This window comes from Microbacterium sp. zg-Y625 (assembly GCF_030246925.1).
Taxonomy (GTDB): domain Bacteria; phylum Actinomycetota; class Actinomycetes; order Actinomycetales; family Microbacteriaceae; genus Microbacterium; species Microbacterium jiangjiandongii.
On the sequence record NZ_CP126740.1, the window covers coordinates 2,402,858 to 2,426,446 of the forward strand.

Below are 23,589 nucleotides of genomic sequence, written 5' to 3' on the forward strand. Positions count from 1 at the left end.
ACCGGTCGTTGAGCGCGCGCAGCGAGGCGAAACGCCGCACCTCACTCCTGGTCGTACTCGACGGCGACACCCAGCCACTCGCCCAGCTCGGCGAGCTCGGCGCGCACCATCTCGTTCTCCTCGGGCTCGAACGGCACCAGCTCGTGCACGGCGTTCACGCGCAGCACGTCGCGCGACTTGTCGAGAGCAGCGTCGAGCATGCCGACGAAGCGCTCGCCCATCAGGATGGGGTGCGCGAAGTACCCGTACCGACGCTGTGGTTTGGGCTTGAACTGCTCCAGCACGTAGTCGAAGCCGAAGATCTCGCTCAGCCGCGGCCGGTCGAACAGCATCACGTCGTAGGGATTGAGAAAGGCGACGCGTCCGCCGTCGTCTTCGTCCACGGCGGCGAGCGCGGCCGGGTCCACCCGATACTTGCGCGTACCGCCCTCGATCATCACCGGCTCCCCCGCGTCGCCAACGGGCGTCCACGGGGAGCTCTGCTTCGCGATGCCGGCCGCCTGCAGCTTCCGCTCGTGGCGCAGGTGCGTGGCCTCGTCTTCGTCGTATACCGGAAGGTCGCTCGGGTAGACGCGCTCGGCGAGGTCCCACACGCGCTGGCGCCCCTCGCGGCCCGCGACGGCGACGATGCCCTGCCACGTGAGGAATTCGAGCATGTGCGGCACCGGGTTGGCTCCGGACCAACCGTCCGGCGCCCGTACCACCTGCGCGGTGTCGGGAATCCGTGCGGTGAGCAGCGGGCCCTCGGCGCGCAGGCGCGCGATGACATCGGATCGGAACCGGTCGTTCGCGGCCAGCCATTGGCGGGAGCTCTCGCGCTGCGGCCACCGGCTCATCTCGGGAAGCAGCAGCGGCAGCATGCTCATGGGTCGGAACGCTCCCCCGAGCTCGAACAGCAGGCGGTCGCCCTCGACGGCCTTGCGCAGCTGTCCCGCCTCATACGACCAGCCGATGCGCGACCACAGCACGGTGTGCTCGCAGGGGGCGATCGTGGCGGTCGGGTCGATCTTGATCTCGCCGATCTGCTCGGCGACCTCGACCACGTCACCCGGTCGCTGCGCGTCGAGAAGCTGCGCGCGCACAGCTATGCGGCGGGCCTGGCCGAGCGTGAGCCGGGTGGTCACGGGCTCGACGCTAGTGCAGGGGCGCCCCGTCGCGGGCGGATTTCTGCAGCAGCTCTTCGGCGACCCGCCAGAGGCGCGCGGCATCCTCTCGGTCTCGGGCGTGACGGAAGGGATGCCGCGCTCGCGGCGCCCCTTCCATCTGCAGCAGCCCTGAGGGTGCGAAGAAGTCGCCCTGTGCGACATCCGCCGTCAGAGCTTGCAGGGCCGGGAGCGGCGCGAGCGGGAGCGGGTTGCCGAGGCGGGTGGTCGCGAGCCGCACGAGCTGGGGCGGGACGCGGCGGCGGAGGTCCGGAGCGATCGCGGTCGCGGGGACGACCCCAGGGTGGGACTGGGCGACGGTGACGGCTCCCCCTCCCGCCGCGCTGCGACGTGCGAGCTCGGTGCCGAAGAGGGCGAGCGCGAGCTTGGACCTGCCGTAGGCACGGAATGCGCCGTAACGGCGCTCCAGCTGCAGGTCGGACCAGTCGATGCGGCTGAACGCCGCTGCGAGGCTGGTCTGCAGGACGATGCGCGCTCGCGCCGGCTGCAGAACGGGGAGCAGCCCCACGATGAGTGCGAAGTGTCCGAGGAAGTTGGTCTGGAAGTGCAGTTCGAAGCCATCGGCGGTGAGGTGGCGCCGGCGGTCGCCCAAGAGCACGACGCCGGCGTTCGCCAGCAAGAGGTGGATCGGGGTGCGCTCGGCGGACAGCGTGGCGACGAGCGCCGAGACGGAGTCGAGGCGGGCGAGGTCGAGGTCGCGCAGCTCGAGGCTCGCGTCGGGGACGCTGCCCCGGATGCGGGCGATCGCATGGCTTCCCTTGTCGCGGTTGCGCACCGGCATGATGACGTGGGCACCGGCGGCGGCGAGCGCGCGGGCGACCTCGAGACCGACTCCGTCGCTCGCGCCGGTGACGAGGGCGGTGCGGCCGGCGAGGTCGGGGAGGTCGGCGCTGGGCGTTGCGGGCATGGTGTCCCTTCCGTCCCTCAACGGATACCACGGCGGGCTCGCGCCGCGCAGGCCGCTCTGGGGCTCGCCGAGCGGAGGTGTGTGGGTGACACTGGCCTCATGACGAGGATCATCGCGGTGCGCGGCGACATCACCGAGCAGCAGGTGGACGCGATCGTGAACGCCGCGAACAACGCCATGCGCGGGGGTGGTGGCGTCGATGGCGCGATCCACCGTGCCGGCGGTCCCGAGATCCTGCGCGACTGCATCGCGCGGTTCCCCGACGGGCTCGCGACGGGAGACGCGGGCTGGACGACCGCAGGCGATCTGCCGGCCCGGTGGGTGATCCACACCGTCGGGCCGAACTACGCCGCGGGCGAGCGCGACCGCGCGCTGCTGGTGTCGTGTTATCGCCGGTCGCTGCAGGTGGCCGACGAGTTGGGAGCGCGGTCCGTGGCGTTTCCGCTCGTGAGCGCCGGGATCTACGGGTGGCCGAAGGCGGATGCCATCGCCGCTGCCGTTGAGACGATCGCGGCCGCACACACCGCGGTCGAGGAGGTGCGGATCGTGGCGCTGGATGCCGCGACGTACGACCAGGTGGCCGAGGTGGTGGCGGCTGCCGACGCGCGCTGACCGCCTCTCACGCCGCTTCCGGCCGTTCTCCCTTGTGGCCTCCTGCGATGGGCGGCCGTAGCATCCTGATCGTGGACGACTGGGTCGGCTTGCTGCGCAACGTGAATCAGGGACAGCGCGGGCATCCGTCCACGGCCGACATCCTCGCCGCGTTCGCCGATGCGGGTGCGCCCGACGCGGTGACGTTCCAGAGCAACGGCACCGTGGTCTTCCGGGCTGAGGACCCCGCCGGAGTCGTGGCAGACGCGGTGCGTGCGCTCGAGGCGCGCACCGGCCTGCGACGCGGCGGCTGCGCGATCCCGCTGTCGGAGATCGCGCGCATCGTCGACGTGCACGCCGCTCAGCCCGACGCCACCCGGCGCGAGGTGTCGTTCCACGCCGGCGGTCGCATCGACCCCGACGACGCGGAGCTGGCGCGCGTCGCCGCGCGCCGCCGGTGCAGGGTGGTGGATGCCGGTGAGGGCTGGGTCGTCTCCGTCAACGAGCGGGAGGGCGATGGCAATGCCACCCCCACGATCGAGGAGGTGACCGGTGAGCCCGCGACCTCCCGCGGCCTCCCGACCCTCGTGCGCCTGGTCGCCCGCTTCGGCGAGCCTGACTGACCGGGCGTGCCGCGGTCAGCCCCCGCCGGGGTCGGCCCCGGCGGGGTCAGCGCAGCAGCGCCTCGTAGGGGGCCAGGGCCACGTGGTCCTCGGCGCCGCTGCGCAGGTGCGGGTCGTCCGTGACCAGAAGGTCCGCTTGCAGCATGGCGACGGCGAGGTACTCCGCCGGGGGCGTGTCGGGCCAGCCGAGGCGCGTGGCGAGCTTCCACGCCGTGGCGCGGGAGACGCGGTCGCCGAGCAGCCGGATCTTCAGTTCGGCCAGGCGCTCCAGCCGCGCGAGGGCGACCCGCTCGTCCAGCGCGCCGGCGCGGACGTCCCGGTACAGCAGCGAGAGGGCGTGAGTGCGCAGCACACTCGGGGCGACCAGCGAGTGGCCGTCGCCGAGCACGGCATCCTCTTCGATCAAGCGCAGCGCCGTCGGCGCGTCGATCGCGTAGCGGGTCATGACCCCGATGATGCCACCGGTGGCCCGTGGCGGCGACCGGGCAGAGCGATGTCGGAGGGTCGCCGTAGCGTGTGCGGTGCCGGTTCGGGGGGATCGGCACGGGTGCCGGCAGGGGGAGCCGGCACCCACACCCCCTGCTCACCATCCGATCGACCCGCTCCGCCCGGGACCCGCACCCTGTGTCACCATCCCATCGACCCCGGGCCGCCCTTGAACGGCCCGCGCACCCATGACGTCACCCACCCGCCGTAGAAGAGGCCCGGCTGCGGCGTCACCGTCTCGCCGGCGACGGTGCAGCGGTCCATCGGGCCCGCGTAGACCGCCACCCGGTCGGTGAGCAGCTCGTAGCCTCGTGACGGGTCGGGGTAAGTCCACGCCGCGCGCGGGGCGACGCGGTCTCCTCCGCGCACGTCGAAGTAGCCCGCCGCGCCCTTGAACTCGCAGTACGAGCTGCCGTCGGTGGGGACGAGCGACCCCGGCGCGAACGCTGCGATCGGCAGGTAGTACACCGGCGGGTGGCTGGTCTCCAGCACCCGTACGACGTCGGTGGTGTCGACGATGCGGACGCCGCCGAAGTCGATCGTCACGGGGGTGTCGACGCGCTCGATTCGCGGCGGGCGCGGATAGTCCCAGACGGATTCCTGGCCGGTATCGACGGGGTCGGGGCGGGGGCGGGTCATGGCCTCACTGTATGAATGCGGTGAGATGCCCCGCTAGGGCTCCCGCGTGGCGCACCGGTGGTTGACTGTCGCCATGACCGGCGTGCCGATGTTCCCGCTGGGCAGCGTGCTGCTTCCCTACACTCCGCTGCCGCTGCGCATCTTCGAGCCCCGCTACCTCACGATGATCGGCCGCCTGCTCGACGAGGAAGAGCCGCAGTTCGGCGTCGTGCTCATCGAGCGGGGTCCGGAGGCCGGCGGCGGCGAGCAGCGCAGCAGCGTCGGCACCCTCGCGCGCCTCGTGCGGGTGGCCCCGACGGCGACCGACCTGCAGGTGGTGGCCGTCGGCGCCGAGCGGATCACCGTCGACCGGTGGCTGCCCGACGACCCCTACCCCGTGGCGGAAGTCTCCGCCGTGGCGCCGCTGGAGTGGTCCGACGCGCTTACGCCGCTGCGCGACGAGGCCGAGAGCATCGTGCGGCGGGTGCTGGCGCGGGCCGCCGATGACGAGAACGTGCGGTGGGATGCCGAGACCGAGCTCTCCCCCGACCCCGTCGAATCCTCGTGGCAGCTGGCGGCGATCGCGCCATTGGGTGAGCTGGACCGCTTCACGCTGCTGCGTTCGACGACGCTCGGAGGGCTGCTGCGGCAGATCATCGACCTGACCCTCGACATCGAGCCGCTGCTGACGCGCCCGCCGGCCGACGACCTGGGCTGACGTCGGGGCGCGCGGCTACACGCGCACGCACGGCGGCTCGCTCGCGCGTGCCGCGGGGGGTGAAGGTGGACGATGCGGCAGGTCAGGCGGATGCCGGGCGAACCAGGGTCTCGTCGGCGAGCGCCGACGCGAGCACCTGGCGGATGTAGTGCACGTTCTCGGCGATGACGCCCAGCGAGTCGGAGCCGTAGTGTTCGCAGCAGAACGGCCCGGTGTAGCCGAGCTCCAGCGCGCGCCGGATGACCTTGCGGTAGTTGATGTAGCCGTACTTCAGCGGTGTGGGGGCGGTCGCGTAGGCGCCGGTGGCGGGGTCGAAGTCGCGGCTGTAGTTCTTGATGTGCCAGAAGTTGGAGTGCGGGAGCACCTTCTCGAACATGTCCTCCCACGGCTCGATGTCGCGGTGCAGCCGCACGATGTTGCCGAGGTCGGGGTTTAGCCCCACCGCATCGTGGGCGACGTCGGCGAGGAACGACACGGCGTCGTCTGCCGTGCCGACGTACGTGTCCTCGTACATCTCTAGGCTCACCTCGATGCCCGCCTGCTGCGCGTGGTCGCCGAGCTCGCGCACGCGGGCGATGGCGTCGTCGCGCAGTGCCGGGTCGTCATGGTGGCCGTCGGCGAGCCAGAACCAGAGGGCATCCTGCTGCGCTGGGGTCAGCTGCTGCATGAATCCGACGTTGACGACGCTGACGCCGAAGCTCGGAGCGACGTCGATGAAGCGGTGTGCGTCACGGAGGTTCTCGTCTCCGTTCACGCGGTCGACGACCGAGCTGCGCGTCATCGAGATCGACGACAGCGTCAGGCCTTCGCCGTCGAGGACGCTGCGGAACTCCTCGATGCGGTCGTCGGAGAGCTTCGCCAGCGGCAGCCAGGCGTCGGTCGGGTCGACCTGGTCGACGCCGAGCTGCTTGACCTGACGCAGCTGCGAGGCCCACACGGTGGAGGATGCCTCTTGCATCGGGCGCCCATCGGGCGCGGTGTTGCCGAACGACAGCATGTTCGCGCCGATCGGCCAGTTCTCTGCGGTCAGAGGAAGGGTGGACATCTTTGGCTCCCAGCTATCCGTATCCCCGTGGACGGGGTTAATAGATCCTATAGGACCTGGATCTCTGTCAACGGGTGCGAGGCGTGTCCGACCCGATTCTTTCCTCCGTGGCGCGCCATCCCGCCCGGTCGGGTGGCGGATCCCACGCCCAGCGCACCGGGGACTTGCCTCGCAGCGCGATCGGTTCGCCTCCGTCGGGCGGATGCAGAAGGAATGGCCCACGCCCGTCGCGGGTGATCTTCCACCCCTGGTTGTGCAGGAGCAGATGATGGAACCGGCACAGCAGGATGCCGCGGTCGACATCGGTACGTCCCTGCTCCGCGCACCAGTGGTCGCTGTGGTGCGCTTCACAGACACCCCATGGCGGCGGCGGCCTCTTCGAACACGCCCAGCACATCGTCATCGGAAAGCGCGCGCACCGCCGCCAGCAGCTCGCCGGGGACGACGTCGAGGTCGCGGTGGCCGCTGGCGGCCTGCGCTCTCGTCGCGAACTCGGTGAGGAAGGTCATGCTCCCCTCATGGCGCGAGCCTCGGACATTTGTTCGAGCGTCGGCGGCGAACGGTGCCCAGCCCGGGCACGCCGCGCCGTGGGGAGAGAGCGAAGTCCCTCGGGCTCACACCGGCCGCGGCGGCTCCAGCGGCAGCTCGCGCGTGGCATCCCACGGCTCGGTCCAGCCGAGCCGATCGAACAGCACATCGAGCACCATCGCCGTGAATCCCCACACCAGGTGCGCCTCGGGACCGTCGCCGACGTGGAAGGCGGGCCCGCGCATCTCACGCGCGCCATCCCGCAGCACCGTGACGCCGCGGTTGGCAGGGCTCAGAAGGTCCGCGACGGGCGCGCGGAAGACAGCGGCGGATTCGCCCTCGTCCACCACGTGCACGGGGGACGGATGCCGCCACCAGCCGAGCACAGGCGTGACGAGATGCCGCGAGAACGCCAGCGGGATGGTCTCGAGCGCGCCGAGCACCTCGACCCCGCTCGGGTCAAGGCCCGTCTCCTCCTGCGCTTCGCGCAGTGCTGCGGCGACCGGGCCGTCGTCGTCGGGGTCGACCCGGCCACCGGGGAACGCGACCTGACCGGGGTGCGAGCGCAGCGTTGCCGCCCGGGAGAGCAGCAGCACGTCGAGGTCTCGCGAGACTGCGGTGTCGGCGGCGGGGCGTTCGCTGCGAGTCTCATCCAGGACGCCGAAGAGGATGAGCACCGCCGCGGGCCGTGAGCCGGGTGCGACGGGCAGGTCGATGAGGGGGCCGAACGAGGGCACGACGGTCGGGTCGCTGAGCCGGCGGCGCTCCACCGCGGCGGCGAGCGCCGCCAGCTGTGCACGGGCGGTCTGCGGGGCGTCCGGAACAGGCATTCGTTCAGGCTACGCCGCCGACGGATGCCGGGCTCTCCGGGCCCACCCCCGGTCGCCGAGCCAGCGAAGCGACGAACGATCCCGACTCCCCCGTCGCCGAGGTCGCCGACCATCTGCTGCCGGTCGATGATCTGCGTGTCCTGTGGACGAGGTCCGGCAGCTGCCCCCGCCGCCCCCGAGGTGATGACGCACGGAGAGGACGACGGCGGGAGCGCAACCCCTCCGCGTCGACTCTCCGCGCCTCCTACGATCGACACATGACCGACTCGCGCCTCGTCCTCGTCGCCAATGCCGGCGACGGCTCCCTCAGCACCTTCCGGCTCGCCGACGGCGAACTCGAGCGCCTCGCCGTCACCGACGGCCTGAAGGGATGCTCCACCTTCGCCGTCGACTCCGAGCGCGACCTCGTCTACGCGGCGGTCAAGGGCGACGCCGAGGGCGATTCCGCCGGCATCCTGACTCTCTCGCTCGACCGCGAGACCGGGCAGCTGACGGCGCGCTCGCGGCGCGACGTGCCGGGAAGCATGAACTACATCGCGCTCACCCGCGGCGGCACGGGCCTGCTCGCCGCCTCATACAACGGCGGGCTCGGCATCACCTGCGCGATCGCCGACGGTGTGGTGGGTGACCCGGTGTCGCGCATCGAGTTCCCGAACCTGCACTCGGTGCTCCCCAGCGCCGACGGCCGGTTCGCGTACTTCGTGTCGCTGGGCGCCGACCTCGTCGCCCAGTACGCCCTCGCCGACGACCTCGCGCTCGTGCCGCTCGAGCCCGAGACGGTGTCCGCTCCCGCCGGCAGCGGGCCGCGTCACCTGGTGCTCAACGAGGCGCAGGATGCCGTGTACGTCCTCACCGAGTTCTCCGGCGAGGTGCTGCACTACGCACGCGACACCGAGACCGGCGCGCTGACGCTGCAGGATGCCACGACCGCGTACGACACGACGAAGGGTCTCGGACACAGCGAATTCGGTGCCGATCCGATGGCGAACCACTACATCTGGGGCGCGGATCTGCACTTCTCCGACGGGGGCCGGCGGCTGTGGTGCTCGGAGCGCACCGAGAGCACGCTGGCCGCGGTGGCGGTCGCCGACGACGGGTCGGTGACGGCGCCGGATCGTTTCACGGTCACCGAGCCGCAGCCGCGCGGATTCGACGTGAGTCCCGATGGCGCATACCTCGTCGCCGCGGGCGAGCGGTCGACGACCGTGTCGCTGTACACGATCGACGGCGACGATCTCAACCTGCGACAGCGCGCAGAAACCGGCGCCGGAGCGAACTGGGTGCGGTTCGTCTAGATCCCTGTGAGCGACTCGCCGAACCGGGGTCTGACCACGCATTTTCGGAGCGCGGTTTTCAGGTAACGTTCAGGTAACGCACCGGAACCGCCCAGAAAGGGCAACCAAACTCGGGCACTTGTATCCGCCCGAACGGATCGGCTGTATTCGCCCGAACGGATTGCAGTGCGCCATCACCGGCGCTCCCTCGATATACGGAACCGGTTTTCTCTTGCTTTCAGACCCGACTGCCCAGCACACCCGCCGCACCAACCGCCAGACCGAACGCCGCTCGCGACGTCGCCCCGTTCTGGTGGCGGCGACGCTGGTCGTCGGTCTCGCCGCGGCCGCGTGTGCCACCGGAACGCCGGCGTCGACGGCCCAGGCTCTGGGCGCCACGCCGACGTTCGCCCTCGCGTCGTCGATCACTCCGCTGCATCCGCAGGCCGCCGAGGCGTCGACCCCGAACGAGGTCGTCTCGGCCGCTGACGAGGCCATCGCGGTCGCCCAGGCTGCCGTCACGCACTCGCAGACCGTGACCGCAGACATCGCGGCATCGGGCCTCGACATCGGCTCTCCGATCACCACGGTCGACACGGCACCGCTGCACTCCGAGGTCGAGGAACTGCAGCGCGCACAGGCGCTCGAGTTCGCCGACCTCGAGGATGCCATCGACGACGTGCACGCAGAGGCCGCCGAGGTGACCGAGGCCGCCGCCGGCCTGCGCGGCCGGCTCGACGCGGCCATCGCCGCCGAGGCCGAGCGCGTCGCCGCCGAGAAGGCGCGCCTCGAGGCCGAGGCCGCCGCCGCGGCTGCGGCCGCTGCTGCTGCCGCAGAAGCGGCATCGGCCACGCAGAGCTCGTCCGGCTCGACCGCCGCAGCAGCGCCCAGCCCGAGCTACGCCACCGGCGGGGCCGTGGGCGGCACGAGCCCGGCTGACGCGCAGGCAACGGCCCGCGGAATGCTCGCCGGCTATGGCTGGGGCGAGGACCAGTTCGGGTGCCTCGTTTCGCTGTGGAACAAGGAGTCGGGCTGGAATTACCAGGCGTACAACCGCTCGAGCGGCGCCTTCGGCATTCCCCAGGCCCTCCCCGGCAGCAAGATGGCCAGCGCCGGCGCCGACTGGCAGACCAACCCCGCCACGCAGATCGCCTGGGGCTTCGGCTACATCTCCGGTCGCTACGGCACGCCGTGCGGCGCGTGGGGTCACTCGCAGTCGGTCGGCTGGTACTGAGCGTCACCCGCCGCACCCCAGCCCGCTCCCACATCGTCAGACCGGGCGCGCCTGCGGTTGCCGGTGTCTGGAGCCCGGAGTAGACACTCCGCATGAGCAGAACACGCGAATGGCTCGACGGCTACATCAAGGCCTGGGAGTCCGAGAAACCCGACGACGTCCGCGCCGTCTTCACCGACGACGCGGAGTACTTCTTCCGTCCCGATGACCTGGAACCTGCGCGAGGCATCGACGCGATCCTCGAGTCATGGCCCGAGCCCGAAGGCGCGAACCCGCGATACGACCTCGATGTGCTGATCGAGGACGACCGGCTCGGCATCATCACCGGCCATGTGGAGTATCCCGGTGATTCGTCGTGGGTGAACCTCTGGGAGGTGCATTTCGCGCCCGACGGTCGGGCGAAGAAGTTCGTCGAGTGGGCGAAGAAGACTCCCAGCGAGTCCGACGTCGATTGACGCAGGACCGGCCCCGCCGTAAGGCGGGCGCCGCTCCGCGAGGCGGGCGCCGCACCGGCGTGCTGCGGTGGCGCCGACCACTCGCGTCACTCGTGCGGCGCGAGCGTCACCGAGACCTCGACGGCAGCGTCGCGCCCAGCGGCGGACACCACGTTCTGGCGCACCTCGAATCCGCCCGTATCCATCCGGCGGTCGCCGATCCGGTCGAAGAGCGCCACCGACGCCGGGTGCACCGCACCGTCGGGCAGGTCCGCGCTGGACGCGCGCCAGATAGCGGTGAGCTCGCGACGCGCCGGCAACTCGCCGACGATGGTGTCACCCTCGTGCCAGTCCGCTCCAGCCCGGACGAGCGTCGGCCAACAGCAGACCAGGTCCACCGCCCCGCGCTCGCCTTCGCGCATCGCGGTCCAGAACATGCCGGCCGGACCCAGCCCGGCACCCTGCACGCGCTCGAAGAGTTCGCCGAACGCGGCGTTCGCCTCGTCGTCGTCCACCGGATCGGCGCCATCGGGATCGAGGGTCAGTACCCGCCCCACATAGGCCTGCGCGGGCATCTCGCGCTCCACCACCTCGACAGGCACGCTCAGCGCGCGCAGCACGGCGCACGCACGGTCGAACGCGGCATCCTCAGCCTCCCGCGCCCGCAGAACGTCCCGGCGGTGGGCCTGCAGCTCCTCCATCGCGGTGCCGTTCGCCACGGCAGCGGCAACGGTGGGAAGGGACACGCCGGCATCGCGCAGTGTCTTCACGAGCACGCCCGCACGGACCTGGGCTTCGTCGTACCGGCGGTGGCCGCCCGGGTGCGAGACGTCCGCTGGGCTCAGTGCTCCCTTGTCGTCGTAGTGCCGCAGCGCTTTCACGCTCAGCCCCGTCACACCCGCGAATTCACCGATCGTCAGCATGGGTCAAGCATCCCGCCTCCCCCTGCGGGAGGATCAAATCGACGAGCACCCGGCACCCCTGTTACCCGTGAAAGAAGTTGTCCACAGATCCTCGCATACTCGAACATATGTCCGAGGTTCGCGCGATAATGGATGCATGCCGAAGACCAGCTACCTCCCCGCCGACGAAGCCGCTGCGCGCGCTGTCGACCGGCTCGCCGAGGTGCTCCCCGATCTCATCGGGGTGCGGGAGCAGATGGCGCGCCTGCAGGCACACGAGGCTCGACTGCTCGCGGCGACCGACGCCATCGTCGACGACTGGGTGACGGATGCCGGACTGCAGCACCGATCCGAAGCCGAGATGCCGCACCGCATCGCGGCGTCCGAGATCGCCGCCGCCTGGCGGGTCAGCGACCGCACCGTGCAGCGGCAGATGGGCGACGCCGCCACCCTCGTCAACGACTACCCGGCTACCCTCGCCTCACTCGAAGCCGGCCGCATCTCCAGCGCCCACGTGCGGGTCATCGTCAGCAACGGCGCGATCATCACGCGTTCTGAACTGCGCGCCGAGTACGAAGCCGCCATCCTGCCCTACGCCGAATCCGAAGCGGCGACGCGGGTGGCACCGATCGCGCGGCTCCGCGCCCAGTGGTTCTCCGACACCACCGTTGACGAGCGCCATCAGCAGGCGCGGTTGCGGCGCGGCGTCTCCCTCACCGACCTCGACGATGGAATGGCCGAACTCGTCGCGGTCCTGCCTGCCCCGCTCGCCCACGGCGGGTACGACCGCATCTCGCAGATCGCCCGAATCGCCCAGACGTCTCGCGGCGCCGGCGACGACGAGGCCCTCATCCCGGCCGACACCGTGCAGGCGGATGCCGCCCCCGACACCCGCACCCTGAACGAACTGCGCGCCGACGCGCTGAGTGACCTGCTGCTCACCGGCGAGCCCTCGTCCGTCGCCATCCCCGGCGGGCTGGATTCGATCCGCGCGAACGTGCAGGTCACGGTGCCGGTCCTCACGCTCATCGGCGACCACGTGGCCGATCCTTTCGAATCCACCACGCTCGTCGGGCACGGCCCCATCGACGCCGCGACGGCACGCGCTCTCGCGGCCGGCGCACCCGGGTGGGACCGCATCCTCACCCACCCGATCTCGGGCGCGGTCCTCGCCGTCGACCGCTACCGCCCCTCCGAAGAGATGCGCCGCTACCTGCGCACCCGCGATCAGCACTGCCGATTCATCGCCTGCCGGGTGCCGGCTCGGCTGTGCGACATCGATCACACGATCGACCACGCGCGGGGCGGGCCGACTGCCGTCTGCAATCTCGCCCACTTCTGCGAGCGACATCACACCGGAAAGCACCATTCGACGTGGCGTGTGGAACAGCTCGGTGGCGGCGTCCTGAAATGGACCTCGCCCACCGGCCGGGTCTACATCGATCGGCCGGTGAGCGAGGTCGCCTTCGCCACCGAACCCGACGAGTTCGATCCCGCACCCTTCTGAGGTCGCAGCGACGCTGCTGGCATCCCCTGCCGCTGAGCTCCGGTGTAGATCACCCCGCGCTGAGGCGCACCGCCCGGCCCGTGCTGAGGCGCACCGCCCGGACCGCTCTGTCAACCCCGCCGCACGGTGTCCGCACGCCGGAGTAGACCATCCGCATGAGCAGAACACGCGCATGGCTGGACGGATACATCACCGCCTGGCAGACCGAGAACCCCGACGATGTCCGCGCCATCTTCACCGATGACGCCGAGTACTGGTTCCGCCCCGACGACCCCGACCCGGCGCGCGGGATCGACGCGATCCTCGCCGCCTGGCCGGAGTCCGAAGGCGCTGACCCACAGCACCAACTCGACGTTCTGGTCGAGAACGACGAGGTCGGCATCGTCACCGGCACGATCGACTACCCGGGCGCCACCGACTACGTGAACCTCTGGGAGGTGCACTTCGCCCCCGACGGACGAGCGAAGAAGTTCGTCGAGTGGTGCAGGGCGCGTTCCGAGCCCGACTCGGCCTGAGCGTCAACCGTCGCCCGGCCGGACCCGGCCCGACAGCACCGGACTCACGCCGGTCCGCGCGGACCGACCATCCCGGCGAACACCGCGTGCAGCAACGGCAGCACCGATCCCACCATGAGCACCGTGCCGAACACCTCGTCCTCGGGGCGCAACAGCACCCCGCCCACCAGCAGCCCGCCGAAGAGGATCGCCGACACGATCCGGCGCGCCGCCCGCTCGAGCCGGGCCAGGCGACGGTCGATCCGCGGCGTCTCCACGGCGATGCGGCCCTCATCGATCCGCTCGATCACGCCGTTGATCCGCTGCGGCAGCGCCGCCGAGATCGCCGCCGTCGCCAGCGCCTGACGGGCCACGTCCTGCACGACATTGCCGCGCTCGTCACGCATCAGCTGATCGGCGTACGGCTCGATCGCCTCCCACATGTTGAACCCCGGTTCCAGCGCGCTGCACACCCCCGACACGAGCGACATCGCGCGGATGATGAGCAGGAAGTTCTCCGGCAGCTGGAACGGCATGTCGCGCACGACGTCGCCGAACTCCACCGCGAAGTCGCGGAACTCCTTCGGGTCCACCTGCTGCAGCTCGGCGAACCCCATCCCCCCGAACCGGGCGAACAGCTGCGTCATCGCCCGCTCCAGCTCCCGCGTGTCGGCCGACGGCAGCAGCACACCCACGTCGCCGATGCTGTCCACGAGCCCTTTGCCGTCCTGCGAAGCGACCGCGATCACGAGCCTGCGCAGCCCCCGCCGCAGCTTCGGGGTGACCTCGCCCATCATCCCGAAGTCGATGAACGTCAGCTGCCAGGGCGGCGCGGCAGCGGCACCCGGCCCAACCCCGGCGGCACCCAGGGGCGTGACGAAGATGTTGCCCGGGTGCGGATCGGCGTGGAAGAACCCGTCGCCGAACAGCTGCTCGAACATCACGGACGCGAAGGTGTGCGCCACCTCCGACGGGTCGATGCCCGCCGCCCGCAGCGCGTCGACGTCGTTGATCTTGATCGCGGTGACATCAGACAGGGTGAGCACGCGCCGCGTCGTCCGCTCCCACACCACCTCGGGCACCGACACGCGAGCGTCACGGGCGGCGTTCTCGGCGAAGCGCTCCGCGTTCCCCGCCTCGAGCAGGTAGTCGATCTCAGCCATGCTCGTCGCGGCGAACTCCTCCACGAGCGCGGGCATGTCCACGCGACGCGCGACGACCTGCACTCGGCTGAGCCACCGCCCCACCCGGCGGAGCGCCGCGAGATCGACGTCGACGATCTCCTGGATGCCGGGCCGCTGCACCTTCACCACTACCTCGTCGAACCCGCTGATCTCCTCATCGAGAGCGGCAAGCCGCGCGCGATGTGCCTGACCGAGGGATGCCGCGGCAACGGGCACCTCGTCGAACCAGGCGTAGGCCAGATCCAGCGGCATCCCGAGCTCGCCCTCCGCGGCCCCCCGGATGGCGGGAAACGGCACCGGCGGCACCTCGTCCTGCAGGCCCTCGAGCTCCTTGGTGATCTCCGGCGGCAGCACGTCCAGGCGCGACGACATGAACTGCCCCACCTTGATCATGAGCCCGCCGAGGTCGACCGCCAGCACGTGGAAGCGTTGCGCGATGCGCGTCATTCGCGCCGCACGGCCCCGGGCGACGAAACGCCCGAGGCCGAAGCGCGGCAGGAACAGCTCGAACCACCACGACTGCACGAGGTAGCGCGCGGCGAAGCGCAGAATGCGCCGGTATCGGGCGCGGGTGTCGCCGACGCCGGGGATGCTCTCACGCAACCCCCGACGCTCCCCCGTCACGCGGGTCAGCTCTGCGCGAGAAGGGCGTACAGGCGACGCCGTGCGTCGTTGAGGATCTCGACGGCCTCCTGCACCTGCTCGGGCGTGCCCGAGCGACCCACCTGCGTCGCCGCCTGCGCCAGCTCCATGCCCGCCTTCGGCAGCGCCGTCATGCGCGCGTTCTCCTTGGACTGCCCCTCCCAGGGCGCGGACTTGCCGGCCACGGTATCCGCCTCGATGCGCCCCGCCTCGGTGAGGGCGTAGGTCTTGCGACCGTTGGCCTCCTCAGCGGTGATCAGACCCTCGTCAGCGAGCAGCTGCAGCGTCGGGTAGACGCTGCCGGCGCTCGGCTTCCACGAGCCGCCGCTGCGGTCCTCGATCTCCTGGATGATCTGGTAGCCGTGCATCGGCCGCTCCGCGAGGAGCGTCAGCACCGCCACGCGCACGTCGCCGCGTCCCATCCGGCTGCCGCCGCTGGGCCGGGGCTCGAAGGCGCGGCGCAGCTGGTCGACGGCATCCCACATGCCCTGACCGAGGTCGCCGATGCCGAAGCCGTGCGAGCCGCCGCCGAAGCCGCCCTGCCCTGCGCCGAAGCCGCCGCCGCGACCGCCGCCGCCCGGGCCGCCGCCGAATCCGTCTGTGCCGAATGAACCGCTCATGGTGTTCCCCCTCAAGAGTCGGTGAGTCTCACCGATACTTGACGATATATCGCTCAGAGCGATTGCGACAGGGGGTCGTCGACTCGGGTGCAGGGGCAGGATGCCAGGCGCGGGGCGCGCTCGGTCAAGCCCATTGCCTCCGCCGAGGGGCGGGGGTAGACACGAAGAATGAAGAGCGAGCGATACCAGTGGCGGGGCGAAGACGACCCGTCGCGGGTCGACACCGCTTACGTGCGGTTCCGGGACCAGGGGATGCAGGCCCACGGGTCTTCGGTCACCCGCGGATACACGATGTCCTGGACGCTCGACGTCGGCGACGGCTGGCTCACCGACCACCTGCGGGTGCGCTCGCTCGGCAAAGGCTGGTCGCGCTCCTTGGACCTACGCCGCAGCCGCGACGGCGACTGGCGCGCAACGGGGACCCACACCGGCAGCGTCGACCTGCCCGACCCGGGGATGGACGACGACCTCGACCTGAGCGGCGCCGTCGATTGCGACCTGGGCCTCTGCCCCGTGACCAACGCCATGCCGATCCGGCGCCTCGACCTGCACCGCAGGGACCGCGTCGAGACGTCGCTGACGATGGCGATGGTCGACGTCCCCTCGCTGAAGGTCAGCCGCAGCGAGCAGACGTACAGCTCCCGTGAGACCGACGGTCGCCGCACGGTCACGTATGCCAACCGCGATGGCAGCTTCACCTCCGACCTCTCGGTGGATCACAACGGCATGGTCGTCGACTACCCCGGGCTGGCCTGGCGCTTCTACACCGACGCGTGACGCGCGCTTCGAGCGTCGCTCCACTCCGCAATACGCTGGCGGGATGACCGCCGCCGAATGGGAACAGCAGGTCGCCGCTCTCTGGGCGGACACGACGATCGACGACCGCGCGCGCGTCGACCGCATGCGCGCGCTGGCATCCGACGCACCCCACCCGGCGCTCGGTGCGTTCGAACTCGGGGGCGCGCTGGATTCCGCCGGCGATGAGGCGGATGCCGACGCGCAATACGCGGCCGCAACGGCGGCGGGTCTGGCCGAGATCGATCCCGCCCGCGCCGCACAGCTGGCGGTGCAGCACGCCTCGACGCTGCGCAACCTGGGCCGCACCGACGAGGCCATCGCGATGCTGCGCGCCGCCGGGTCGCACCCCGCGGTGGGGTCGGCGCCGGCGGTGTTCCTCGCCCTCGCCCTGCACAGCGCGGGCCGCCACGACGAAGCCCTGCGCGTCGCGATCGAGGCCGTGGAGCCGACTCTCCCCCGCTACAACCGGTCGATCCGCGCCTACGCCGCCGCCCTCACCGAGTCCTGATCCGGGCGCTGCGCACCCTACGCTGATCGCATGACCACCCTGCTGCGCGCCTGGGCCGCCGCGGACGCGCCCGCACTGGTCGACGCGGTGGCTTCGACACCCGACCTGGCCACTCAGCTGCCGGTGTCGCGGCTGGCATCGGCCGACGACGCGCGTGCGTTCATCGGCGGATCCCTGCGTGCGGGTCCGGCGCGGCGTGTCTGGGCGGTCGTCGACGACGGTGTCCCGATCGGCAGCATCGCGCTGACCCACATCGACCGGCGCCATGACACCGCGTGGGTGTCGTACTGGCTGGCTTCCGCCGCCCGCGGCCGCGGCCTGGCCACCCGCGCGCTCGCGGCGGCGTCGGACTGGGGGTTCGCCCACGCCGGCCTCTTCCGGCTCGAGCTCGGCCACCGCGTCAACAACCCCGCCTCGTGCGGGGTCGCCACGCGTGCGGGATTCGCACGCGAAGGCCTCGAGCGAGCCAAGCTCCGCTACGGCGAGGAGCGCTTCGACGTCGAGCTGCACGCCCGGCTCGCGACGGATCCGGCGCCCGACGTCGCCCCGCTCCCCCGCGCCTGAGGCGCGCCGGCGACCGGGCACAGGCGGCGCCCGCGGCGCCGCGGTTCAGCCGGTCAGCGGGGTCAGCCGCGGAAGAAGACCTCGGCCACGCGCTGCAGATCCCACAGGTCGCTCACGCCCGCGAGCTCCCGCGCGGAGTGCATCGAGAGGATCGGAATGCCGACGTCCACCGTGCGCATCCCGAGCCGCGTCGCCGTGATGGGGCCGATCGTCGACCCGCACGGCACCGCGTTGTGGGAGACGAACTCCTGCGACGTCACCCCGGCGTCGGCGCACCAGCCGTTCCAGGCGGCCGCACCCACGGCATCCGTCGCGTACCGCTGGTTCGCGTTGATCTTGAGGATCGGTCCGCCGCCGAGTCGCGGACGCACCACCGGGTCGTGCTTCTGCGGGTAGTTCGGGTGCACCGCGTGCCCCACGTCGCTCGAGACGCACCAGCTCGCGGCCATCGCGCGCAGCTGGGCCTCGCGGTCGGCACCGAGCCCCAGCCACACCCGCTCCAGCACGTCGGAGAGGAACGGCCCCGCGGCGCCCGAACGCGTGCCCGACCCGACCTCCTCGTGGTCGAACACGGCGAGCATCGCGATGTGCTCGGCGTCGAAGCCGTCGGCGGCGCGCGCCAGCGCGACGACGCCAGCATGGACGGATGCCAGATCGTCCAGTCGACCGGAGGCGAAGAACACGTCGTCGCGACCGAAGACGACACCGCGGGCGGCGTCGGCGGTGACGATGTCGTAGCCGCGGATGCGGGCGGCATCCACCCCCGCCTCGCGCGCGAGCTCGCCCAGCAGGTCGGCCGAGTCCGCCTCGCCGAGGCCCCACACCGGCTGGGTCTGCGTCTGCTTGTCGAGCGCGAGGTGGTCGTTGGCCTCGCGGTCGAGGTGGATCGCCAGCTGCGGCAGCCGCAGGAGCGCGCCCGTCGCCGTCAGCACCGACGTGCCGTCGTCGAGCACGAGCCGGCCCGCCAGGCGCAGCTCGCGGTCGAGCCACGAGTTCAGAAGCGGACCGCCGTAAACCTCGACGCCCGCCTGGAGCCATCCGAGCGACCCGGTCGTCGGCTGGGGCTTGAGCTTGAACGCGGGCGAATCGCTGTGCGCCCCGAAGACCCGCACCGGCGTCTGCGCCGTCGCGCTCGTGGGGACGACCCACGCGATCACGGCGCCGTCGCGCACCACCAGGAAGCGGCCGCCGGCGGCATCCGGCCACGGCTCGCTCTCGCTCAGCGGCGTGAAACCGGCCTCCACCAGCCGCTCTGCCACCGCGGCGGCGGCGTGGAAGCTCGACGGCGACGCCGCGACGAACGCGGCGAGATCGTCGGCGTGGGCGAGTGCGTCAGCGGCAGCGGGCACGGCGGGACTCCTCAGGTGGCGGGCAGCGGTGCTTCGATCGTAGTTCGCGGGATGCCGCGGGCGCGGTGGCGTGGAGCACTGGGGGGTGCGCGACCGGTTCGAGATCCTGGTGCGCATGGGGCGCCTGACCCCCGGCGCTGCGTGAAGCGCCGGTCAGCTGATCACGACGGCGACCGACGATCCGGTCGTGCGGCGCACCTTCTGCGCCGCACGGATCATCGTGTACTTCATGCCGTACTTGGCCTTCAGCGCCCGGTCGAGGCGCGCCATGGTCTCGTCGTCGGTGCGCACGACAGCCGTCGCCTCGACGGTTGGGGCACCCTCGGCCACGTTGCCGTGGACGTCGCAGGGCGTGAGCGTGACGCGCGCCGAGTGACGCAGTCGCTTGACCTTGCCCGACTCGCCGCCGGTGGTGACGAGCAGTTCGTCGCCATCGGGCGCGGCCCACACCGGGGTACCGACGCCGACGCCGGTCTTGCGGAACGTGGTGAGCAGCACGTACTCGGAATCGACGAGGTCACTCAGCGCAGCAGGCACCCGACCATTCTCCCCCGACGCGGGTTGGACGCGTGACGGCGCCGGCCTGCGCATGGACGCCGCGGCGAGGGGTCGGATGCCGCGGCGCTCCGTCGTCGCACATGGCCCAGAGCCACGCCCACGCAGGCACGTTCGCGACCACCGAACACCCGAGGCGGCCGGCCCGCGCGGGCGGCGCGGGTGCGCCCTAGACCGGACGCGCAGACACGAACACCCCCACCGGGTCGTGTTCGGCCTTCAGCTGCCGCAGCCGTTCCAGCCCCGCGCCATAGGCGGGCGCAGCGTCTGTGTCGGTGCTGTCGATGAACGTCAGCGCCACGGCGTCGGCGTGCCACGGCTCCAGCGCCGCCACAGCGGCGTGCACCGCGGCATCCGCCGCCGAGGCGGTTTCCGGCGCCGGCACGATCGCCACCCCCTGCACGACGTACTCCCCCGCGATGGCCGACACGGCGCCGCCATCGGCAGCCGGCCGGGCCGCCGCGCCGCCGATGTGACGCAACTCGGCGACGAACAGCCCGGGCGTCGCGGCGCCGGCGACGAAGGCATCCACGGCGTCGGCCGGAAGCCCGGACAGCACCGCATGGCTCGACGCGGCGGGCGTCGGCGCGGGCGGGTCCATGTGCACCTCGATGAGCGCCGCCGCGGGCACCCGAGCGAAGGTGTCCACTTCCGGCGCCAGCGCACGCAGCGGTTCGAGCAGGGCGGATGCCGCGGCATCCGTCTCGAGGATCGCCCCGTCGATCACGACGAGCGACCTGCCGCTGAGGAACGGCGGCAGCTCGGGCAGCGGCGGCAGGTGCAGGATGCGCAACGACGTCGTGACGCTCTCGGGCGCCGTCGCCGTCCACTGCGCCCAGGCGTGGGTGACCACCGCGGCGTGCGACACGTCCCACAGCAGCATTCCGGCGACGACGTCGGCGTACGGCAGCAGGTCGATCTCGACCGACACGACGATGCCGAACGCGCCGGCTCCGCCGCGCACCGCCCAGAACAGGTCGCTGTGCTCGTCGGCGCTCGCACGCACGAGCGCGCCATCGGCGGTCACCAGCTGCACTTCGCGGACGCTCCCGACGGCCAGCCCGTGCGCGCGGGCGTAGAACGACAGCCCGCCGCTGAGGGAGTAGCCGACGACCGAGACGTCGCCCGCGCTGCCGTGCAGCGCCGTGAGCCCGTGCGGGGCCGATGCCGCAACCACATCGATCCACTGCGATCCGCCCAGCACCCGCGCGGTCTGGGCGGTCGGGTCCACCGTCACCCCGCGCAGACGCGTCAGGTTCACGATCACGACATCGGACAGGTCCGATGCCGACAACGCCACCGCGGCATGCCCAGTCGACTGCGGCGCGAGGCGCAGCCCCGCCGCCGTCGCGGCACGCACGACGGCGACGACGTCTTCGGCGCTCTCCGGCCGGGCGACGGCGAACGGCCGCTGATCGACCGCCAGATTCCAGGCCAGGCGGGCGGTGTCGTATTCGGCGTCTCCGGTGAGCACGATGCGGTCGCCGAGCGCCTCTCGCAGCTGTGCGGCGCGCGTGTCGACGGGTAGGTCTTGCACGGTCATGACGGTTTCCGATCCTGTCGGCGAATGGGCCGTCGACGAGTCTGCCCAGGTGGCGACGACTGCCACCATCCCAGTGCGGGAGGGAGTTCGTCAGTCCCAGATACCTGGGGGATGGTGAAACCCCGCTCCCCGGCGCACACTGGCTGCATGGCCTCGGCGATCGCCCTGGGTCGCGCGCGCAGCGACATCGATGTGATGTCGCGCGCCGGGTTGCCGCTACTGCACTTCGCCGATGAAGCGGCATCCGCCCTGCAGACCGCCGTGCCGTTCGTCGCCGCGTGCCTGTCGACGCTCGACCCGGCCACGGCGATGGTCTCGAGCACGTCGAAGCTCGGCGCCCTCACCGGACGCAATGAGGGCGACATCCTGTGGGCGCAGATCGAGTACGGCGGCGACGAGCCCACCGCCTACAGCGCGATGCTGGCCGACGGCGACGTCGCCATCGGCGTGCACGAGGCGACCGCCGGCGACCCCGAACGGTCGCTGCGCATGTCGCGGCTGCTGCAGCCCCACTTCGACTTCCACGATGAGGCGCGCGCCGTGTTCACCGACCGCAACGGGGCGTGGGGCGCCCTGGCACTCTTCCGAGGCAGCGACGACGCCCCCTTCTCCCCCGACGAGCTCGCGTTCATCGCCGTGGTGGCCCCTGCCTTCACCCGCGGCATCCGCACCGGTCTGCTTGCACAGCAGAGCCGGCACGACGACGTGATCGGCGCCGGGGGACCTGCGGTGATCGTGGTCGATGCGCACGACCGCGTCGTGCAGTCGAGCCCCGCCGCCGCCGACCACCTGCAGCAGATGTCGACCGACCCCGGCATGGGCGACCCGCTGGTGTCGGTGCAGGCACTCGTGAGCGCAGCCCGCCGCATGGCGCGCGGCGACGGCGACCGGATGCCGCGTGTGCGTGCCCGCCGACACGACGGAGTGTGGCTCGTGCTGCACGCGGCACCCCTCGGCGGCAGCGGCGAGCGCGTCGGCGACGTGGTCGTGACGATCGAAGAGGCCCGCCCGCAGGAGGTGATCGACCTCGTCGCCGCGGCGTTCGGTCTGACGGTGCGCGAGCGTGAAGTCGTGGGCATGGTGCTGCGCGGTGCGGACACCCGCGAGATCGCCGGGGCGATGCACGTGTCGCCGTACACCGTGCAGGACCACCTCAAGTCGGTGTTCGACAAGGCGGGCGTCACGAGCCGGCGCGAACTGGTGTCACGGGTGTACTTCGACCAGTTCGTCACGCGGACGGGCGCCACGCTCGGGGTCGGTGGCTGGCAGGCCCACGCGACATGACCGGTGCCCGGCGGCGAGCCCGTCCGCCCGTCCCACCCGAACTCACGGCCCGCTCCCAGCTTCACGGGACCAAAACGGCACCGGCATCCGTTGCCCTCTATGACGCCGCGACCGCGGGCGTCACCCGCGACCACACGCCGGGCTGAGATACTGCAGATCGACACGAACGAGGAGCACGCACCATGACGAGCGGACCCACCGACACCGGAGCCATCACCCGCACCCCCGGCACCGAGACGGCCGTCCTGGCCGGCGGATGCTTCTGGGGCGTCGAAGACCTCATCCGCCGCCAGCCGGGCGTCATCAGCACCCGCGTCGGCTACACCGGCGGACAGAACGACCACGCCACGTACCGCAACCACCCCGGCCACGCCGAGGCGGTCGAGATCGTCTTCGACCCCACCCAGACGACGTACCGCGACATCCTGGCGTTCTTCTTCCAGATCCACGACCCATCGACCCTCAACCGGCAGGGCAACGACGTCGGCACGAGCTATCGCTCGGCGATCTTCCCGCTGACCCCCGAGCAGGAGCACATCGCGCGCGAGACGATCGCCGACGTGGATGCCTCGGGCATCTGGCCCGCCAAGGTGGTCACGACCATCGAGCCCGCCGGTCCCTTCTGGGAGGCCGAGCCCGAGCACCAGGACTACCTGGTGCGCATCCCCCACGGCTACACATGCCACTTCGTGCGTCCCGGCTGGGTGCTGCCCAAGCGCGAGGATGCCGTGAGCTGAGCGGCTGACCACAGCCCGCCGCGCATCGCCTGCCGGCGCGCGGCGGGACCGTCGCCGCTGACGCCGACATCGGGGCTGGCGTCCCCGGCGCGAGCTGACGAGGATGTCACGATGACCGTCCCGCCGCGCGACACCCCCGGCGGCCCGCACGCCGTGACCCTGGTGGTCGACATGCCGGTCACCAAGCTCGACGCGCTCGACGTGATCGCCTTCGTCGCCGATGCGGTCATCGACAACGCCGGCACCGCGTTCCCCCGCGTCGGCCTGGCCCCCGACGCCTGGGCCGAGGTGCAGATCCCGAAATTCGCCGACCCGCCGCCGCTCGCGATCGACGTCTGCTCCGACATCTCTCCGGTGCACGCCCAGCAGCACGCCGACCGGCTGGCCGCCGCCCTCACCCGGGTGGGCTGGACGGTGCGGCCGGCCCGCGGCATCGAGCGCTGAGCGCGAC

27 protein-coding genes are annotated in these 23,589 nt (G+C 71.6%); 14 read left to right on the forward strand and 13 right to left on the reverse strand.

Features of this window, described 5'->3' with window-relative positions; genetic code table 11:
• Positions 1-41: 41 nt before the first annotated feature.
• Positions 42-1,124 (reverse strand): DNA glycosylase AlkZ-like family protein, encoded by a 1,083-nt coding sequence (locus tag QNO14_RS11090; RefSeq protein WP_257505342.1) that lies wholly within the window; start codon positions 1,122-1,124, stop codon positions 42-44.
• 10 nt (positions 1,125-1,134) lie between these two features.
• Positions 1,135-2,070: an SDR family oxidoreductase gene (locus QNO14_RS11095; RefSeq protein WP_257505343.1), complete on the reverse strand. Its 936-nt coding sequence runs from the start codon at positions 2,068-2,070 to the stop codon at positions 1,135-1,137.
• Between the two features lie 99 nt (positions 2,071-2,169).
• Between QNO14_RS11095 and QNO14_RS11100 the strand changes: the two genes are divergently transcribed.
• Together QNO14_RS11100 and QNO14_RS11105 are read left to right on the forward strand one after the other, a co-directional pair.
• Complete coding sequence (locus QNO14_RS11100) at positions 2,170-2,682, forward strand: O-acetyl-ADP-ribose deacetylase (protein WP_257494260.1); 513 nt, start codon at positions 2,170-2,172, stop codon at positions 2,680-2,682.
• Positions 2,683-2,729: 47 nt separating this feature from the next.
• The gene (locus QNO14_RS11105; protein WP_257505344.1) at positions 2,730-3,284 is read left to right on the forward strand and encodes a DUF1697 domain-containing protein; all 555 of its coding nucleotides are present in this window, start codon (positions 2,730-2,732) and stop codon (positions 3,282-3,284) included.
• A 46-nt stretch (positions 3,285-3,330) separates the two neighbouring features.
• Here the strand turns inward: QNO14_RS11105 and QNO14_RS11110 are convergent, their stop codons facing one another.
• Entirely contained in the window at positions 3,331-3,729 is a 399-nt protein-coding gene (locus QNO14_RS11110) for a PIN domain-containing protein (protein WP_257494258.1), read from the reverse strand.
• A 182-nt stretch (positions 3,730-3,911) separates the two neighbouring features.
• Positions 3,912-4,409, reverse strand: a complete 498-nt coding sequence (locus tag QNO14_RS11115; RefSeq protein ID WP_257505345.1) for a DUF427 domain-containing protein — start codon at positions 4,407-4,409, stop codon at positions 3,912-3,914.
• A gap of 73 nt (positions 4,410-4,482) precedes the next feature.
• Here QNO14_RS11115 and QNO14_RS11120 point away from each other — a divergent pair, with 73 nt between their 5' ends.
• Positions 4,483-5,106 (forward strand): LON peptidase substrate-binding domain-containing protein, encoded by a 624-nt coding sequence (locus QNO14_RS11120; RefSeq protein WP_257505347.1) that lies wholly within the window; start codon positions 4,483-4,485, stop codon positions 5,104-5,106.
• A gap of 82 nt (positions 5,107-5,188) precedes the next feature.
• On the opposite strand, the gene QNO14_RS11125 is transcribed toward QNO14_RS11120, so the two are convergent.
• The 3 genes from QNO14_RS11125 to QNO14_RS11135 form a co-directional block, all read right to left on the reverse strand.
• Entirely contained in the window at positions 5,189-6,151 is a 963-nt protein-coding gene (locus QNO14_RS11125) for a sugar phosphate isomerase/epimerase family protein (protein WP_257505348.1), read from the reverse strand.
• 347 nt (positions 6,152-6,498) lie between these two features.
• Positions 6,499-6,660, reverse strand: coding sequence for a hypothetical protein (locus QNO14_RS11130; protein WP_257505349.1), 162 nt, complete (start codon positions 6,658-6,660; stop codon positions 6,499-6,501).
• Positions 6,661-6,765: 105 nt separating this feature from the next.
• The gene (locus tag QNO14_RS11135; RefSeq protein ID WP_257505350.1) at positions 6,766-7,509 is read right to left on the reverse strand and encodes an NUDIX hydrolase; all 744 of its coding nucleotides are present in this window, start codon (positions 7,507-7,509) and stop codon (positions 6,766-6,768) included.
• Positions 7,510-7,766: 257 nt separating this feature from the next.
• Here QNO14_RS11135 and QNO14_RS11140 point away from each other — a divergent pair, with 257 nt between their 5' ends.
• The 3 genes from QNO14_RS11140 (at position 7,767) to QNO14_RS11150 (ending at position 10,472) form a co-directional block, all read left to right on the forward strand.
• Positions 7,767-8,804 carry a lactonase family protein gene (locus tag QNO14_RS11140; protein ID WP_257505351.1) on the forward strand — a complete coding sequence of 346 codons (1,038 nt, stop codon included), beginning with the start codon at positions 7,767-7,769 and terminating at the stop codon, positions 8,802-8,804.
• A gap of 211 nt (positions 8,805-9,015) precedes the next feature.
• Positions 9,016-10,017 (forward strand): aggregation-promoting factor C-terminal-like domain-containing protein, encoded by a 1,002-nt coding sequence (locus QNO14_RS11145; protein WP_257505352.1) that lies wholly within the window; start codon positions 9,016-9,018, stop codon positions 10,015-10,017.
• Positions 10,018-10,109: 92 nt separating this feature from the next.
• Positions 10,110-10,472 carry a nuclear transport factor 2 family protein gene (locus QNO14_RS11150; RefSeq protein WP_257505353.1) on the forward strand — a complete coding sequence of 121 codons (363 nt, stop codon included), beginning with the start codon at positions 10,110-10,112 and terminating at the stop codon, positions 10,470-10,472.
• A gap of 86 nt (positions 10,473-10,558) precedes the next feature.
• Here the strand turns inward: QNO14_RS11150 and QNO14_RS11155 are convergent, their stop codons facing one another.
• Positions 10,559-11,374 carry a MerR family transcriptional regulator gene (locus QNO14_RS11155; protein ID WP_257505354.1) on the reverse strand — a complete coding sequence of 272 codons (816 nt, stop codon included), beginning with the start codon at positions 11,372-11,374 and terminating at the stop codon, positions 10,559-10,561.
• A gap of 136 nt (positions 11,375-11,510) precedes the next feature.
• Here QNO14_RS11155 and QNO14_RS11160 point away from each other — a divergent pair, with 136 nt between their 5' ends.
• Positions 11,511-12,860, forward strand: coding sequence for an HNH endonuclease (locus QNO14_RS11160; protein WP_257505355.1), 1,350 nt, complete (start codon positions 11,511-11,513; stop codon positions 12,858-12,860).
• Between the two features lie 155 nt (positions 12,861-13,015).
• Positions 13,016-13,375 carry a nuclear transport factor 2 family protein gene (locus tag QNO14_RS11165; protein WP_257505356.1) on the forward strand — a complete coding sequence of 120 codons (360 nt, stop codon included), beginning with the start codon at positions 13,016-13,018 and terminating at the stop codon, positions 13,373-13,375.
• 44 nt (positions 13,376-13,419) lie between these two features.
• On the opposite strand, the gene QNO14_RS11170 is transcribed toward QNO14_RS11165, so the two are convergent.
• Positions 13,420-15,141: an ABC1 kinase family protein gene (locus tag QNO14_RS11170; protein WP_257505357.1), complete on the reverse strand. Its 1,722-nt coding sequence runs from the start codon at positions 15,139-15,141 to the stop codon at positions 13,420-13,422.
• Between the two features lie 26 nt (positions 15,142-15,167).
• A complete protein-coding gene (locus tag QNO14_RS11175; protein ID WP_257494243.1) occupies positions 15,168-15,800 on the reverse strand; it encodes a PadR family transcriptional regulator in 633 nt (210 codons plus the stop codon).
• Positions 15,801-15,968: 168 nt separating this feature from the next.
• Here QNO14_RS11175 and QNO14_RS11180 point away from each other — a divergent pair, with 168 nt between their 5' ends.
• From QNO14_RS11180 to QNO14_RS11190, 3 genes are read left to right on the forward strand one after another with little or no spacing between them, the layout of a single operon-like run.
• Entirely contained in the window at positions 15,969-16,577 is a 609-nt protein-coding gene (locus QNO14_RS11180) for a putative glycolipid-binding domain-containing protein (protein WP_257505358.1), read from the forward strand.
• A gap of 43 nt (positions 16,578-16,620) precedes the next feature.
• Positions 16,621-17,106, forward strand: a complete 486-nt coding sequence (locus tag QNO14_RS11185) for a tetratricopeptide repeat protein (RefSeq protein ID WP_257505359.1) — start codon at positions 16,621-16,623, stop codon at positions 17,104-17,106.
• A gap of 30 nt (positions 17,107-17,136) precedes the next feature.
• Positions 17,137-17,670, forward strand: coding sequence for a GNAT family N-acetyltransferase (locus QNO14_RS11190; RefSeq protein WP_257494240.1), 534 nt, complete (start codon positions 17,137-17,139; stop codon positions 17,668-17,670).
• A 62-nt stretch (positions 17,671-17,732) separates the two neighbouring features.
• Here the strand turns inward: QNO14_RS11190 and QNO14_RS11195 are convergent, their stop codons facing one another.
• The 3 genes from QNO14_RS11195 to QNO14_RS11205 all read right to left on the reverse strand — a co-directional run bounded on the left by QNO14_RS11195 (position 17,733) and on the right by QNO14_RS11205 (position 21,117).
• On the reverse strand, positions 17,733-19,019 hold the full coding sequence (locus tag QNO14_RS11195; protein ID WP_257505360.1) for a M18 family aminopeptidase: 1,287 nt from the start codon (positions 19,017-19,019) through the stop codon (positions 17,733-17,735).
• 153 nt (positions 19,020-19,172) lie between these two features.
• Complete coding sequence (locus QNO14_RS11200) at positions 19,173-19,556, reverse strand: PPOX class F420-dependent oxidoreductase (RefSeq protein WP_257494238.1); 384 nt, start codon at positions 19,554-19,556, stop codon at positions 19,173-19,175.
• A gap of 187 nt (positions 19,557-19,743) precedes the next feature.
• Positions 19,744-21,117: an FAD-binding oxidoreductase gene (locus QNO14_RS11205; RefSeq protein WP_257505361.1), complete on the reverse strand. Its 1,374-nt coding sequence runs from the start codon at positions 21,115-21,117 to the stop codon at positions 19,744-19,746.
• Between the two features lie 147 nt (positions 21,118-21,264).
• Here QNO14_RS11205 and QNO14_RS11210 point away from each other — a divergent pair, with 147 nt between their 5' ends.
• The 3 genes from QNO14_RS11210 (at position 21,265) to QNO14_RS11220 (ending at position 23,582) form a co-directional block, all read left to right on the forward strand.
• The gene (locus QNO14_RS11210) at positions 21,265-22,401 is read left to right on the forward strand and encodes a helix-turn-helix transcriptional regulator (protein ID WP_257505362.1); all 1,137 of its coding nucleotides are present in this window, start codon (positions 21,265-21,267) and stop codon (positions 22,399-22,401) included.
• Between the two features lie 182 nt (positions 22,402-22,583).
• Complete coding sequence (msrA, locus tag QNO14_RS11215; protein ID WP_257505363.1) at positions 22,584-23,138, forward strand: peptide-methionine (S)-S-oxide reductase MsrA; 555 nt, start codon at positions 22,584-22,586, stop codon at positions 23,136-23,138.
• Between the two features lie 111 nt (positions 23,139-23,249).
• Positions 23,250-23,582 (forward strand): hypothetical protein, encoded by a 333-nt coding sequence (locus QNO14_RS11220; RefSeq protein ID WP_257494233.1) that lies wholly within the window; start codon positions 23,250-23,252, stop codon positions 23,580-23,582.
• The last annotated feature ends 7 nt before the right edge of the window (positions 23,583-23,589 follow it).